This is a genomic window from Citrobacter sp. S39 (genome assembly GCF_009495675.1).
Classification (GTDB): domain Bacteria; phylum Pseudomonadota; class Gammaproteobacteria; order Enterobacterales; family Enterobacteriaceae; genus Citrobacter; species Citrobacter freundii.
The window spans coordinates 603,947-617,864 of record NZ_CP045555.1 but is presented as its reverse complement, the minus strand read 5'-3'; the positions used below and the strand labels follow the sequence as shown (position 1 = coordinate 617,864).

Here is a 13,918-nt window from a genome sequence, read left to right as displayed (position 1 = left end):
CAGGATGAATAAGATGAAACCAACATTTATTGTGAAAGGACTTTTGGGTTTACTCAGCGTTTGCTCTGTGGCAAACGCGACTGTCTCACCAGACAGAACACGCATTATCTTTAATGAAACGGATAAAAGCGTCAGCATTAAATTAACGAACCAGAGCAAAACGCAGCCCTACCTGGCGCAGTCATGGGTTGAAGATAAAAATAATCAAAAAACGCGCGAATATATTTCGCCGTTACCACCGTTAGTACGCCTTGAAGCGGGAGAACAAACTCAGGTTCGCCTGATGGGACAGCCGACGTTGCAGCAGCTTCCTGCGGACAGAGAGTCGTTGTTTTTTTATAACATACGTGAAATTCCGCCGCGTACGGAACAAAAAAATACCATGCAACTGGCAATGCAAAGCCGCCTGAAATTATTCTGGCGACCCAAAGCCATTGTGCTGAAAGAAGGCCAGGCAGTACCGATGGAAAAAGTTGAGGTTTCGCGGACGGCTTCAGGCATAACGATTAAAAACGATACCCCTTACCACGTAACAGTGGGTTATATCGGCATTGACGGCAAAACGCTTTTACCGGGAGCCGATGGATTTATGGTCAACCCCTTTGAGCAGGCCACTTCAGAGATTAAAAATCTGCCGGCTAAATTTCAGATTGGCTATATCGGTGACTACGGTGGCTTAAATATGTTCAGCGTAAGCTGCACATCCGTCCAGCCCGTTTGCCATAGTGAACCTGCGCAGAAGGGTAAATGATGAAAACGATTTTAACCTTTCTGGGGGCCGTACTCTTACTGTGTTCATCTTCTGCCTGGGCAATAAACTGCTATAAAGATGTGGTGAATGGGCAAACATCGTTCGGTGTAGAATTACCCAGTTTTACCGTTCCGTCCAACGCGGTGCTTGGCAGTAAAATATGGGAAAGCTCGGATATCAACGTCACAGTGTATTGCGATGGTGCGACAGGCTGGAGCACAAGCAATCAGACGGAGGACATCTTTGCGTGGATTAAACTGACGGCTAAGAACAGTGCTGATGTGTTGAATAACCCTCTGTTCACCTTTGGTGTAACCTATAATGGTGTTGACCATGAGGGGATCGATGAGGGGATTGATACTGGCGCGTGCCTGGATACATTCGAGCAATATTACGATGGGTTTTGGCATGACCCTGTTTGTAATGGAAGCACAGTGCAGAAGAATATTACCTTTCCAGCCCGTTTTCGTTTGTATGTAAAACTCAAAGGCTTTCCTGATAACCCTGATACCGTCTATGACTTTGGTAATATTAATGTTCTGCAGTTTGATGGTAAGGGAGGGGCGAACCTGGCGGCTAATGCGAAAAACCTGCGTTTTAACATTACTGGGATGAACAACGTTCACTTTCTCGACTGCGGCGTGGATATTCAAATCTTCCCTGAAAGCCAGGTGGTCAATTTTGGTCAGGTGAATAACGTTGAAGTGTTGTCGCAAAAAGCGCCGTTTAGCGTATCAACCATACGCGACGCAACTGCAGCCTGTTCTCAGCAGTTTGATGTCACCATGAGCTTTAACACCGACGATTTGTATGACACCAATCGTGTGGATATGGGGAATGGTCTGCTGATGCAAATTCGGGATGAAACGTTAGGCGAAGACCTCCTGATGAATACCTACTATCCGTTTGCCACCTACTATCCGGATGGCGGTGCCAGCACGGTTACCCATAATTACATGGCAAAACTGACGAAAAAACCGGGTAGTGATATACAGTTAGGACCGTTCAGCAAGGATCTTGTACTGAAAATAAACTATCAGTAGCCTAAAAAAAACCGGTCATTTCGACCGGTTTTTTTATGCTTACTCGCCCTGTGTGGCGCTCTCGATGGTCAGACGCACATCTGACGTCACCAGTTCGGCCAGCATCTGGTAGATCTTCATCGTCTCTTCCGGCTCGGCATCCCCGGTATCGCTGATGAATCCTTCGTCACGCAGCGTCAGCACCAGAGAGCTGAACACCGCTTTATCGAAGAATTCCGGCGCGTTAATGCCGTGCAGCACGGAGAGGCGTTGTGCCACGGTGCGGCTCTCTTTCTCCAGCGTGCCACGGTTGATGGACGGGTTGGCGCTCAGTAGCCAGCAGGTGATAGCGTAGCGTTGCAACGTCTCGCGAGCACCCGCAGCCAACAGCTGCAGCGTACGGGAGCGGGCAGGATTAATATGCAGCTCGCCATCCTGTAGAGTAATCAGTCCCTGGCGCTGCATTTCGCTGGCCAGTTCGTCAATCACTCCGGCAAGTTCATCGCGCTCCCAGCGCAGGAACAACTCGGCTTTTAGCATCGGGTACAACGCATCAATATGCTGCTGTAGCGCGACGCGTGAAATACGACGGTGCTGAGTCACAATGGCTGCCATCAACGAAGGCAGAACCAGCATATGCGCAATGTTATTGCGGTAGTACGTCATCAAGACGGCCTGCTCGCGCGGCAGAATAATGATGTCACCGATGGTGTCTTTCTCGACCTCAAACTTGTTCATCTGCAAGGCGTGGTCGATCAGTTCACTGGCACTTTGCGCAGGAACGGTTGAGTCCGCCGCGTACGGCACGTTGCGCAGCAGGCTCAGGTAGCAGTCGAGCTGCTCGGTTAACTGTTCACGGGTCAGAGAGCGCTGGCGGGAAGCCAACAGCGCGGTACAACACAGGTTCATGGCGTTGGCCGCGCCGGCGTTGTTAATGCGCACCATCAGATCGGCGGCAATGTTATTCACCGTCGGCGTCAGCCAGGCCGGGCGAATCGACTCGATAGGATCGATAGATTCACGCCACTCTGGCACATGCTGGTTGAGGTAAGTCATCAATGGCATTGGTTCACCAAAGTTGACGTAGCCCTGACCCAGGTTACGCAGCTTGCTTAAGCCACGCAGCATTTGTGGCAGACTTTCTTTCTCTTTCGTCGCGCCACGCAGCTCTTTTGCGTAGGTGCCCACTTCCATTACGTGCTCGTAGCCGATGTAGATCGGTACGAGAGTAATAGGACGCGTACCGCCGCGCAGCATCGCCTGAATAGTCATCGACAGGGTGCCGGTTTTCGGGTCGAGCAAACGACCAGTACGTGAACGTCCACCCTCGACAAAGTACTCAACCGAGTAGCCGCGGCTGAACAATTCGCCCAGGTATTCGCGGAATACGGTGGAGTAGAGCTTGTTGCCCTTGAAGGTACGACGAATAAAGAACGCACCCAGACGGCGGAAAATCGGGCCTGCCGGCCAGAAGTTCAGGTTGATACCGGCAGCGATGTGCGGCGGAACCAGTCCCTGGTGGTACAGAACGTATGACAGCAGCATATAGTCCATATGGCTGCGGTGGCAGGGCACATAGACAATTTCATGGCCGTCGTGCGCCAGTTGGCGTACACGCTCCGCATTGTGAACATTAATGCCCTGATACAGACGGTTCCAGGTAAAGCCCAGAATACGGTCCGTCAGGCGGATCATCTCATAGGAGAAGTTGGCTGCAATCTCTTCCATCAGCGCAATGGCATTTTGCTGCGCTTTTTCGTGGGAGATTTTTTTACTGCGCGCTTCATCTTCTACCGCGCGAGCGATCGCTTTTGAAGCTAACAGCTTATTAAACAGATCCTGGCGGGCAGGGAGGCGCGGGCCGACAGCGGCCAGACGCTGGCGAGCAAAGTGCATACGCGCCACGCGTGCCAGCTTCTGGGCAATGATCTTATCCGTACCGTGTTCATCCGCCATACGACGCAGAGAGACCGATGGGGAGAAGCGGACAAAACTGTCGCGACCCAGCCAGGATACCGCAAAGAATTTCTGTACGCCATTTAGCATACGTAACGGCGGATTAACTTCACCTTTTTCACGCCCTGGCGCACGGCCAAACATCACCGAAACCGGCACCATCTGCACATCCAGGTCTGGATTGCTGCGATGTAAGTCGAGATAGTTATGGAACAGCTTGATGGACTCTTCTTTTGGCGTGTAATAGGTGAACACACGCGGGCCGCCGTGAATAAACACGTAGCGCGGCAGTAAAGTCCCGTCTATCTCCAGCGGTTCCAGGGGATCGGGGAGATCGTGCACCAGACATTGGGCACGCAGCGTCAGCAAGTCTGCTTTTGAATTGTACGGTAGGACGTACATAATGGGACGAGACGTATCGAGTCCCAATTCCGGGGCAGGTTCTGCCGGAATAGACTTGCTTTTTACCAGGACGCTTAATGGTAAATTCAGTAATTTGTAGTAAATTCGTGGCCAGCCGGACATAAACGATGTAAAGCCTCTGGTTAATAATGCAAATGCGCTGCAAGGATATCAGAAAGTTTAGTGAATTTCTGTGGTATCCGGTCATACTTCGCGCTGCTTTGCCACACCCTGAAACAAACGGGGTAACGTTACAATGACATTGACGCTAATAATGTAAAAAGGTTCTTTTTGATGGCCAATAATACCACTGGATTTACCCGAATTATCAAAGCTGCAGGCTATTCCTGGAAAGGTTTTCGCGCCGCATGGATCAATGAGGCGGCATTCCGCCAGGAAAGCGTTGCCGTACTACTGGGCGTAGCCATCGCCTGCTGGCTGGACGTCGATGCGATTACCCGCGTGCTGTTGATTGGTTCCGTGATGCTGGTGATGATCGTTGAAATCCTCAACAGTGCGATTGAGGCGGTGGTTGACCGTGTTGGCTCTGAGTATCACGAACTTTCCGGTCGGGCGAAAGATATGGGGTCGGCGGCAGTGTTGCTGTCTATTTTCGTTGCTCTGATCACCTGGGGCATCCTGTTGTGGTCGCATTTGCGATAAGGATTCCACATCTTTATAAATCTCCTGTTTTTTGTGCAGTTTGCGGTTCCAAAATCGCCTTTAGCTGTATATACTCACAGCATAACTGTATATACACCCAGGGGGCGGAATGAAAGCGTTAACGGCCAGGCAGCAAGAGGTGTTTGATCTCATTAGAGATCACATCAGCCAGACAGGTATGCCACCGACGCGTGCGGAGATCGCGCAGCGTTTGGGGTTCCGTTCCCCAAACGCAGCTGAAGAACATCTGAAAGCGCTGGCGCGTAAAGGTGTGCTGGAAATTGTATCTGGCGCATCGCGCGGTATTCGACTGCTGCAGGAAGAAGAAGAAGGATTACCGCTTGTCGGCCGCGTGGCGGCAGGTGAGCCACTTCTGGCGCAGCAGCACATCGAAGGCCATTATCAGGTCGATCCTTCACTGTTTAAACCGAACGCCGATTTTCTGCTGCGCGTTAGCGGTATGTCGATGAAAGATATTGGTATTATGGACGGTGATTTACTCGCTGTGCATAAAACTCAGGACGTGCGTAACGGTCAGGTTGTTGTTGCCCGTATTGATGACGAAGTTACGGTTAAACGCCTGAAAAAGCAGGGCAACAAGGTTGAACTTCTGCCAGAAAATAGCGAATTTAAACCTATCGTTGTCGACCTGCGTGAGCAAAGCTTCACCATTGAAGGGCTGGCGGTAGGTGTCATTCGTAACGGTGAATGGCTCTGATTTTCTGCTGAATCTCTGTAGGCCGGATAAGACGATTACGTTGCCATCCGGCAATGTGCCCGGTAGCGCTGCGCTTGCCGGGCCTGCATCACATTGTCCAGTACGTCTAACTTCTTCTCAGGCCCTCCTGTATGCCTTTCTTTACCTCTTCTGATAAAGCACTCTGGCACCTCGCCTTACCGATGATCTTCTCCAATATCACTGTTCCCCTGCTGGGACTGGTGGATACCGCGGTGATTGGTCATCTGGATAGCCCGGTCTATCTTGGCGGTGTTGCGGTTGGTGCTACGGCAACCAGTTTTCTCTTTATGCTGCTGCTTTTCCTGCGCATGAGCACCACGGGTCTTACTGCGCAGGCATTTGGTGCGAAAAATCCTCAGGCGCTGGCGCGCGCACTGGTGCAGCCGCTAATGCTGGCGCTGGGCGCGGGGTTGCTTATCGCACTGTTTCGTACGCCGATTATCGATGTCGCGCTGCATATTGTCGGGGGAAGTGAAGCGGTACTGGAACAAGCCCGGCGTTTCCTTGAAATCCGCTGGCTCAGCGCACCCGCCTCGCTGGCTAATCTGGTGCTGCTCGGCTGGCTGCTTGGCGTTCAGTATGCGCGTGCGCCGGTTATCCTGTTGATTGTTGGCAATATTCTTAACATTGTGCTCGATTTATGGCTGGTGATGGGTCTGCATATGAACGTGCAAGGTGCGGCACTGGCGACGGTGATTGCTGAATATGCCACCTTACTGATCGGTCTGATGATGGTGCGCAAAGTCCTGCATATGCGCGGAATTTCGCTGGCAATGCTGAAGCAGGCGTGGCGTGGCAACTTCCGCCGTTTGTTGGCGCTTAACCGTGACATCATGTTGCGCTCGCTGCTGCTGCAGCTCTGTTTTGGCGCTATCACGGTGCTGGGTGCACGTCTGGGAGGCGATATTATTGCGGTTAATGCCGTTCTGATGACCCTGCTAACCTTTACCGCCTACGCGCTGGATGGATTTGCCTATGCCGTGGAAGCGCATTCGGGCCAGGCCTATGGGGCGCGAGATGGCAGCCAGTTACTGGACGTCTGGCGGGCGGCTTGTCGGCAGTCCGGTATTGTGGCTATTCTGTTTTCGCTGGTTTATACCCTGTTTGGCGAGCAGATTGTTGCGCTACTGACCTCGCTGCCGCAAATCCGACTACTGGCCGATCGCTATCTCTTCTGGCAGGTGGTGTTACCGCTGGTGGGTGTCTGGTGTTATCTGCTCGACGGCATGTTTATTGGCGCGACGCGCGCGGCAGAAATGCGCAACAGTATGGCCGTTGCCGCCACAGGATTCGCATTAACGCTGCTGACTTTACCGTGGCTGGGAAATCATGGCTTGTGGCTGGCGTTAACCGTTTTCCTCGCGCTGCGTGGGCTTTCACTGGCCTTTATCTGGCGACGCCACTGGCGTAATGGAACCTGGTTCGCCTGAGCAGGATGGTTAAAAATTCCGAATAGTAAATAAAACCCAGAATCCCTGACTACACTTATTCTCACGTCCAGAGAAAACAGCATGTGTCTGGACATGGCACTCTCGCTATTCACAACCTAACGATGAGGACTTGATGATGAATAAAGACGAAGTCGGCGGCAACTGGAAGCAGTTTAAAGGTAAAGTGAAAGAGCAATGGGGCAAACTGACCGATGATGATATGACGGTCATTGAAGGTAAACGTGACCAACTGGTCGGTAAAGTCCAGGAACGTTACGGTTACGCGAAAGATCAGGCGGAGAAAGAAGTTAACGATTGGGAAAAACGTAATGATTACCGCTGGTAATTAACCCCTCCCTCCTGAGAGTACAAGGATGTACGCTCTCCCCCTTACCTAGCGCCCAACTTTCTTCTTCACCTGAATCGTATGGTCATGCTGGCACTCGCCAGGATGGCGGCATGACTCAACTTCTACACAGGCCGGACACAGCCCGTGTGCTTCAATAACATTATGTCGCAGAGCAAAGCCCATTTTGGCCGCCAGCGTATGCATGATGTCTTCCACACCTTCTGCGCACTCTTCTTTTACCACGCCACAGCGGTCACAAATGAACATCGCGGAACTGTGGGTTGGCTGATCGAACAGATGGCAAAGGACATAGCTGTTGGTGGATTCCACCTTATGCACAAACCCTTGTTCCAGCAGAAAATCGAGCGCGCGATACACGGTTGGCGGCTTGGCCTGCGGCTCGGTTTCCCGCAACAGGTCGAGCAGATCATAGGCGCTGATAGCCCCTTCCTGCAGGCTCATCAGGCGCAGCACTTCGAGACGTTGTGGCGTAAGCCGCACGTTGCGTTGCGCACAGAGTTTTTCAGCTTGAGCCAATAACTCTTGCGTAGTGGTTTTGTCCATTTGGCGCCTCGATTTGCGTGGAAGGTTAATCCCTTACTTTAACATGTTCTGCTTAAAACGCCGAGATCCACCGCGGTGTGCTATACCTGACGCATCGCAATACTGGAAAATAACCATGAAAAGACCCGATTGTATTCGCCACTGGCGTGAGGTTGAGGGGGCTGATGACTCCACTTATCCCGACAGTGATGAGCTATTTGCTATTGGCGCGCCGCTTGCCCGCAAGTTGGGGTTAGGACGACTCGGCATTCATCATGAACGCCTGCCGCCGGGTCGGCGCACGTCGTACCCGCACGCTGAAAGCGATGAGGAAGAGTTTATCTATGTGCTGGAAGGTTATCCTGAGGCCTGGATTAACGGGTATTTATGGAAGCTAGAACCGGGCGACAGCGTCGGTTTCCCGGCAGGTACAGGCGTGTGCCATACCTTTATCAATAACACCAGTGAAGAGGTGCGTCTGTTAGTCGTGGGTGAGGCGAACAAAAAATATAACCGCATTTATTATCCGCTTAACCCGGTCTATGCCGCTACACGTGAGGATCGCTGGGTCGACCATCCGCCGCAGTTTTTCGGATCACATGACGGAAAACCGGGGCGTAAATAGCGTTTGTTGAGGAGCAGGGGGAGTGAGCCGCGAGGATGTGGCTCACTATCGTAACGGTCTATGCTATAGTAGCGCCCCTTTTTTAACCGGATGCTTGAATATTCGCCATGCTGCCTGAATCTCAGTCTACCGCTTTTCCCGCTCATCGTTTTTCTATCGCGCCGATGCTCGACTGGACGGACAGACACTGCCGCTACTTTTTGCGCTTACTGTCCAGCCAGACGTTGCTCTATACGGAGATGGTAACCACCGGCGCGATCATTCATGGTAAAGGCGATTATCTGGCGTATAGCGAAGAAGAGCATCCGGTCGCATTGCAACTGGGCGGGAGCGATCCTGCGGCGCTGGCGCAGTGCGCAAAGCTCGCTGAACAGCGGGGTTATGACGAAATCAATCTCAACGTGGGTTGTCCTTCCGACCGCGTGCAGAATGGCATGTTTGGCGCTTGCCTGATGGGGAATGCGCAACTGGTCGCCGATTGCGTCAAAGCAATGCGCGACGTGGTGTCGATTCCGGTAACGGTGAAAACGCGTATCGGCATTGATGACCAGGACAGTTACGAATTCCTCTGCGATTTCATTAACACGGTATCTGGCAACGGCGAATGTGAGATGTTTATCATTCACGCCCGCAAGGCCTGGCTGTCCGGGTTAAGCCCGAAAGAAAACCGCGAAATTCCACCGCTGGATTATGACCGTGTTTATCAGCTAAAGCGTGATTTCCCGCATCTGACTATGTCGATCAACGGCGGCATTAAATCGTTGGAAGAAGCGAAAATTCATCTGCAACATATGGATGGCGTGATGGTAGGGCGCGAAGCTTATCAAAACCCAGGAATTCTGGCGTCCGTTGACCGTGAGATTTTTGCAGCTACCACCGAAGATACCGATCCGGTTACCGTGGTGCGCGCCATGTACCCGTACATTGAGCGTGAACTGAGTAAGGGAACCTATTTGGGACATGTGACGCGCCATATGTTGGGGCTGTTTCAGGGGATCCCTGGGGCTCGTCAGTGGCGTCGCTATCTGAGCGAAAATGCGCATAAAGCCGGGGCAGATATTAACGTACTGGAGCACGCGCTGAAGCTGGTGGCAGACAAGCGTTAAGTTTTCACCAAAAGTTAGTTAATTTCACCACGCCCTGTGCTTTGTCGCGGGGCGTTTTCTTTATAAATCAATGCATTATTTTTGGCATGTTTCTTGTAAAGCAATGGAGAGAATTTCATTTCGGGAGAGAGCCATGCTGGAACTACTTTTTGTGATTGGATTTTTTATCATGCTGATGGTCACCGGCGTATCTTTGCTGGGCGTTCTGGCCGCATTGGTCGTAGCCACCGCAGTGATGTTTCTGGGCGGACTATTTGCCTTGATGATTAAACTGTTGCCCTGGCTGCTACTGGCTGTTGCCGTGGTGTGGGTTATCAAGGCGATAAAAGCGCCAAAAGTCCCACAGTATCAGCGCAATAACCGTCGATTTTACTAAGGTATTGAGCGGTGCGTCACAACCTGCAACATTGCCTTTAGAACCAAATAGGAATTGATTATCAAATCTGTCACTATTGCCAGGTTAACGAATTCATCGAGCTGTACCCTACATACAGCCGAACTAAAAAAAGAAAGGGCTTCCCACGGGAAGCCCTAATTCTTTACTTCCCCGTCATAATTCAAACCGCAGGTGTGTTGGCTGCTTTCATTCACCCCAGTCACTTACTCCAGTAAGCTCCTGGGGATTCATTCAATTGCCGCCTTCCTGCAATTTGAATTATTTAGGGGAAGTCGAAGCATTATGGGATTAGCAAACTCGATCCCTGCGTTGCCCGGCTTTCCAGTACTTCATGAGCACGCTGTGCATCGTGCAGTGCGAACGTCTGACCAGGCGCGACATCCACTTTGATTACTGCGCTGGCAATTAGCGAGAATAGCTCATTGCTGGCTTCGGTTAATTCGCGGTGATTGGTGATATACCCCTGGAGTGAAGGACGGGTCACGTACAGCGAACCTTTCTGGTTCAGAATACCTAAGTTCACGCCAGTCACCGGCCCGGAAGCATTACCAAAGCTGACCATTAGTCCCCGGCGCTGTAAACAATCCAGCGAGGCTTCCCAGGTATCTTTCCCCACCGAGTCATACACCACCCGTACTTTTTTTCCACCGGTTATCTCTTTCACTCGCTCAACTATACTTTCTTCACGATAGTTAATGACCTGCCATGCGCCGGCCTGCAGCGCAATTTGCGCTTTTTGCGCACTGCCGACGGTACCAATCAGCTTCGCGCCCAATGCTTTTGCCCACTGGCAGGCAATCATCCCGACGCCGCCCGCAGCCGCATGGAACAAAAACGGCTCATCAGGCTGAATTTCATAGGTTTTACGCAGCAGATAAAAAACGGTTAACCCTTTCAGGAATGAGGCTGCGGCTTGTTCAAATGAGATAGCGTTGGGTAGGATGGCGGCTTTATCGGCCGGAACGTTATGCACTGAGCTGTAGGCACCAAGGGCAGACTGGGCGTACACCACGCGATCGCCAGCTTTAATGTGTGTCACTTTGCTGCCGACTTTGCTGACTACGCCGGCAGCTTCGGTACCCAGGCCGCTGGGCAGAGATGGCGGCGGATAAAGACCACTGCGGATGTAGGTGTCGATATAGTTGATCCCAATAGCTTTGTTCTCGACCTGGATTTCATTTTCCGCCGGGTCTACGGGTGTAAACTCCACCGCCTTGAGTACATCAGGGCCACCATGCTTGTGAAATTCAATACGTGTTGCCATGCTTCCTCCAAAAGAAATGTGGTAATCTTTCGACCCAATCATTATCTCGGTAACTCCATTCACTATGGCAGGAAATAAACCCTTCAACAAACAACAGACTGATGCTCGTGAGCGCGATCCCCAGGTCGCCGGGCTGAAAGTACCGCCGCACTCGATTGAAGCGGAACAGTCGGTGTTGGGCGGTTTAATGCTGGATAACGAACGCTGGGACGATGTCGCCGAGCGTGTGGTGGCGGAAGATTTTTATACCCGGCCGCACCGGCATATCTTCACGGAAATGCATCGCCTGCAGGAGATGGGGAAACCCATCGATCTGATCACGCTGGCAGAGTCGCTGGAGGTTCAGGGACAACTGGACAGCGTCGGCGGTTTTGCTTACCTGGCTGAGTTATCTAAAAATACGCCAAGTGCAGCGAATATTAGCGCTTATGCGGATATCGTCCGCGAACGTGCCGTTGTTCGTGACATGATTTCGGTTGCGAACGAAATCGCGGAAGCCGGGTTTGATCCGCAAGGCCGTTCCAGTGAAGATCTGTTGGATCTTGCTGAATCCCGTGTCTTTAAAATCGCGGAAAGCCGCGCAAATAAAGACGAAGGGCCGAAAAATATTACTGATGTGCTCGACGCCACCGTCGCGCGTATCGAGCAGTTGTTCCAGCAGCCGCACGACGGTGTCACCGGGGTGAACACCGGTTATGACGACCTCAATAAAAAGACGGCTGGTTTGCAGCCGTCAGACTTAATTATCGTTGCCGCGCGTCCGTCGATGGGTAAAACGACATTTGCGATGAACCTCGTCGAAAATGCAGCGATGTTGCAGGATAAGCCGGTTCTTATCTTTAGTCTTGAAATGCCCTCGGAACAGATCATGATGCGTACCCTGGCCTCGCTCTCACGCGTAGACCAAACCAAAATCCGTACCGGTCAACTGGATGATGAAGACTGGGCACGAATTTCCGGAACAATGGGTATTTTGCTGGAGAAACGAAACATCTATATTGATGACTCCTCCGGCCTGACGCCAACGGAAGTGCGCTCGCGTGCCCGTCGTATCGCCCGTGAACATGGCGGTATCGGACTTATCATGATCGACTACCTGCAGCTGATGCGCGTGCCGTCGCTCTCCGACAACCGTACGCTGGAAATTGCAGAAATCTCCCGCTCGCTGAAAGCGTTAGCGAAAGAATTGCATGTGCCGGTGGTGGCGCTGTCGCAGCTTAACCGCTCTCTGGAACAACGCGCCGACAAGCGTCCGGTTAACTCGGATCTGCGTGAATCCGGCTCCATCGAACAGGATGCCGACTTAATCATGTTTATCTATCGTGATGAGGTTTATCACGAAAACAGTGACTTAAAAGGCATCGCCGAAATTATTATTGGTAAGCAGCGTAACGGTCCGATCGGTACGGTGCGCCTGACGTTTAACGGACAGTGGTCCCGCTTCGACAACTATGCCGGTCCTCAATATGATGATGAGTAATTTCTAAGGAATACAAATGCAAGCGGCAACTGTAGTCATTAACCGCCGCGCTCTGCGACACAACCTGCAACGTCTGCGTGAACTGGCTCCTGCCAGTAAACTGGTTGCGGTCGTGAAAGCGAACGCCTACGGCCATGGTCTGTTAGAGACCGCGCGAACGCTCCCCGATGCGGACGCTTTTGGTGTCGCTCGTCTTGAAGAAGCCCTGCGGTTGCGAGCGGGAGGGATCACGCAGCCCATCCTGCTGCTGGAGGGATTTTTTGATGCCTCCGATCTGCCGACTATTTCCGCGCAGCGTCTGCATACAGCCGTCCATAACCAGGAGCAGCTCGAAGCCCTGGAAGCCGCTAATCTGGTTGAACCCGTTACCGTCTGGATGAAGCTCGACACCGGTATGCACCGCCTGGGCGTACGCCCTGAGCAGGCCGAGGCGTTTTATCAGCGCCTAACTCAATGTGAAAATGTGCGCCAGCCGGTCAATATCGTCAGCCATTTTGCGCGCGCAGACGAACCTGAATGCGGCGCGACCGAAAAACAGCTCGATATCTTCAACAGCTTTTGCGAGGGCAAACCTGGGCAGCGTTCGATTGCCGCATCGGGCGGTATTCTGCTGTGGCCACAGTCTCACTTCGACTGGGCGCGTCCGGGACTGATTCTGTATGGTGTGTCGCCACTGGAAAATCACTCCATCGGTGCTGATTTTGGCTGTCAGCCGGTGATGTCGTTGACCTCCAGCCTGATTGCGGTGCGTGAGCACAAAGCGGGCGAACCGGTTGGCTATGGTGGAACCTGGCAGAGCGAGCGCGATACGCGTCTGGGCGTTGTGGCAATGGGCTATGGTGATGGTTATCCGCGTGCGGCGCCGTCTGGGACGCCGGTACTGGTCAATGGCCGTGAAGTGCCGATCGTCGGTCGCGTTGCGATGGATATGATCTGCGTCGATTTAGGCCCCGAAGCGCAGGATAAAGCCGGCGATTCGGTGATTCTGTGGGGGGAGGGACTGCCCGTTGAACGCATTGCTGAAATGACGAAAGTAAGTGCTTACGAACTTATTACGCGCCTGACCTCAAGGGTGGCGATGAAGTATATCGATTAGCAGAATGATGTGCTGGACAGGCGGTTACGCCGCCTTCCGGCAATATTACCCTCAACATCCTCTCGATCTTCTCCCGCTTCCGGTTTATTGTGTTC

At 52.3% G+C, this 13,918-nt stretch carries 14 protein-coding genes; 11 read left to right on the top strand and 3 right to left on the bottom strand.

The window, feature by feature from the left end; translation table 11 throughout:
* The first annotated feature begins 4 nt into the window (after positions 1-4).
* Positions 5-751, top strand: coding sequence for a molecular chaperone (locus tag GFB57_RS02835; RefSeq protein WP_003031695.1), 747 nt, complete (start codon positions 5-7; stop codon positions 749-751).
* Positions 751-1,794 (top strand): hypothetical protein, encoded by a 1,044-nt coding sequence (locus tag GFB57_RS02830; protein WP_003031697.1) that lies wholly within the window; start codon positions 751-753, stop codon positions 1,792-1,794. The genes GFB57_RS02835 and GFB57_RS02830 overlap by 1 nt, the downstream gene beginning before the upstream one ends.
* Positions 1,795-1,833: 39 nt before the next feature.
* Here the strand turns inward: GFB57_RS02830 and plsB are convergent, their stop codons facing one another.
* Entirely contained in the window at positions 1,834-4,254 is a 2,421-nt protein-coding gene (gene plsB, locus GFB57_RS02825) for a glycerol-3-phosphate 1-O-acyltransferase PlsB (protein WP_003031699.1), read from the bottom strand.
* A 171-nt stretch (positions 4,255-4,425) separates the two neighbouring features.
* Here plsB and GFB57_RS02820 point away from each other — a divergent pair, with 171 nt between their 5' ends.
* From GFB57_RS02820 to GFB57_RS02805, 4 genes are all read left to right on the top strand, one after another.
* Positions 4,426-4,794, top strand: a complete 369-nt coding sequence (locus tag GFB57_RS02820) for a diacylglycerol kinase (protein WP_003031701.1) — start codon at positions 4,426-4,428, stop codon at positions 4,792-4,794.
* Positions 4,795-4,903: 109 nt separating this feature from the next.
* Complete coding sequence (gene lexA / locus GFB57_RS02815; protein ID WP_003031703.1) at positions 4,904-5,512, top strand: transcriptional repressor LexA; 609 nt, start codon at positions 4,904-4,906, stop codon at positions 5,510-5,512.
* A 131-nt stretch (positions 5,513-5,643) separates the two neighbouring features.
* Positions 5,644-6,963: an MATE family efflux transporter DinF gene (gene dinF / locus GFB57_RS02810; protein WP_003031705.1), complete on the top strand. Its 1,320-nt coding sequence runs from the start codon at positions 5,644-5,646 to the stop codon at positions 6,961-6,963.
* A 136-nt stretch (positions 6,964-7,099) separates the two neighbouring features.
* Positions 7,100-7,309 (top strand): CsbD family protein, encoded by a 210-nt coding sequence (locus GFB57_RS02805; protein ID WP_003031706.1) that lies wholly within the window; start codon positions 7,100-7,102, stop codon positions 7,307-7,309.
* 48 nt (positions 7,310-7,357) lie between these two features.
* On the opposite strand, the gene zur is transcribed toward GFB57_RS02805, so the two are convergent.
* Positions 7,358-7,876, bottom strand: a complete 519-nt coding sequence (gene zur, locus GFB57_RS02800; RefSeq protein ID WP_003031709.1) for a zinc uptake transcriptional repressor Zur — start codon at positions 7,874-7,876, stop codon at positions 7,358-7,360.
* 115 nt (positions 7,877-7,991) lie between these two features.
* Here zur and GFB57_RS02795 point away from each other — a divergent pair, with 115 nt between their 5' ends.
* The 3 genes from GFB57_RS02795 (at position 7,992) to pspG (ending at position 9,962) form a co-directional block, all read left to right on the top strand.
* Positions 7,992-8,480, top strand: a complete 489-nt coding sequence (locus GFB57_RS02795) for a cupin domain-containing protein (RefSeq protein ID WP_003031710.1) — start codon at positions 7,992-7,994, stop codon at positions 8,478-8,480.
* Between the two features lie 107 nt (positions 8,481-8,587).
* Positions 8,588-9,586 (top strand): tRNA dihydrouridine(20/20a) synthase DusA, encoded by a 999-nt coding sequence (gene dusA, locus GFB57_RS02790; RefSeq protein WP_003031712.1) that lies wholly within the window; start codon positions 8,588-8,590, stop codon positions 9,584-9,586.
* 133 nt (positions 9,587-9,719) lie between these two features.
* A complete protein-coding gene (gene pspG / locus GFB57_RS02785; RefSeq protein WP_003031713.1) occupies positions 9,720-9,962 on the top strand; it encodes an envelope stress response protein PspG in 243 nt (80 codons plus the stop codon).
* A 301-nt stretch (positions 9,963-10,263) separates the two neighbouring features.
* Here pspG and GFB57_RS02780 read toward each other — a convergent pair whose 3' ends face one another.
* Positions 10,264-11,247 carry a quinone oxidoreductase gene (locus GFB57_RS02780; RefSeq protein ID WP_003031714.1) on the bottom strand — a complete coding sequence of 328 codons (984 nt, stop codon included), beginning with the start codon at positions 11,245-11,247 and terminating at the stop codon, positions 10,264-10,266.
* Between the two features lie 64 nt (positions 11,248-11,311).
* Here GFB57_RS02780 and dnaB point away from each other — a divergent pair, with 64 nt between their 5' ends.
* Positions 11,312-12,727: a replicative DNA helicase gene (dnaB, locus tag GFB57_RS02775; protein ID WP_003031715.1), complete on the top strand. Its 1,416-nt coding sequence runs from the start codon at positions 11,312-11,314 to the stop codon at positions 12,725-12,727.
* A 16-nt stretch (positions 12,728-12,743) separates the two neighbouring features.
* Positions 12,744-13,823, top strand: a complete 1,080-nt coding sequence (gene alr, locus GFB57_RS02770; protein ID WP_003031716.1) for an alanine racemase — start codon at positions 12,744-12,746, stop codon at positions 13,821-13,823.
* Positions 13,824-13,918: the final 95 nt, after the last annotated feature.

Excerpts from the sequence above, each read along its gene's own strand:
- GFB57_RS02830 (WP_003031697.1), top strand. The coding sequence starts at position 751 with ATGAAAACGATTTTAACCTTTCTGGGGGCCGTACTCTTACTGTGTTCA.
- dusA (WP_003031712.1), top strand. The coding sequence starts at position 8,588 with ATGCTGCCTGAATCTCAGTCTACCGCTTTTCCCGCTCATCGTTTTTCT.
- alr (WP_003031716.1), top strand. The coding sequence starts at position 12,744 with ATGCAAGCGGCAACTGTAGTCATTAACCGCCGCGCTCTGCGACACAAC.
- dinF (WP_003031705.1), top strand. The coding sequence starts at position 5,644 with ATGCCTTTCTTTACCTCTTCTGATAAAGCACTCTGGCACCTCGCCTTA.
- GFB57_RS02780 (WP_003031714.1), bottom strand. The coding sequence starts at position 11,247 with ATGGCAACACGTATTGAATTTCACAAGCATGGTGGCCCTGATGTACTC.
- GFB57_RS02820 (WP_003031701.1), top strand. The coding sequence starts at position 4,426 with ATGGCCAATAATACCACTGGATTTACCCGAATTATCAAAGCTGCAGGC.
- GFB57_RS02795 (WP_003031710.1), top strand. The coding sequence starts at position 7,992 with ATGAAAAGACCCGATTGTATTCGCCACTGGCGTGAGGTTGAGGGGGCT.
- lexA (WP_003031703.1), top strand. The coding sequence starts at position 4,904 with ATGAAAGCGTTAACGGCCAGGCAGCAAGAGGTGTTTGATCTCATTAGA.
- GFB57_RS02835 (WP_003031695.1), top strand. The coding sequence starts at position 5 with ATGAATAAGATGAAACCAACATTTATTGTGAAAGGACTTTTGGGTTTA.
- dnaB (WP_003031715.1), top strand. The coding sequence starts at position 11,312 with ATGGCAGGAAATAAACCCTTCAACAAACAACAGACTGATGCTCGTGAG.
- GFB57_RS02805 (WP_003031706.1), top strand. The coding sequence starts at position 7,100 with ATGAATAAAGACGAAGTCGGCGGCAACTGGAAGCAGTTTAAAGGTAAA.
- zur (WP_003031709.1), bottom strand. The coding sequence starts at position 7,876 with ATGGACAAAACCACTACGCAAGAGTTATTGGCTCAAGCTGAAAAACTC.
- pspG (WP_003031713.1), top strand. The coding sequence starts at position 9,720 with ATGCTGGAACTACTTTTTGTGATTGGATTTTTTATCATGCTGATGGTC.
- plsB (WP_003031699.1), bottom strand. The coding sequence starts at position 4,254 with ATGTCCGGCTGGCCACGAATTTACTACAAATTACTGAATTTACCATTA.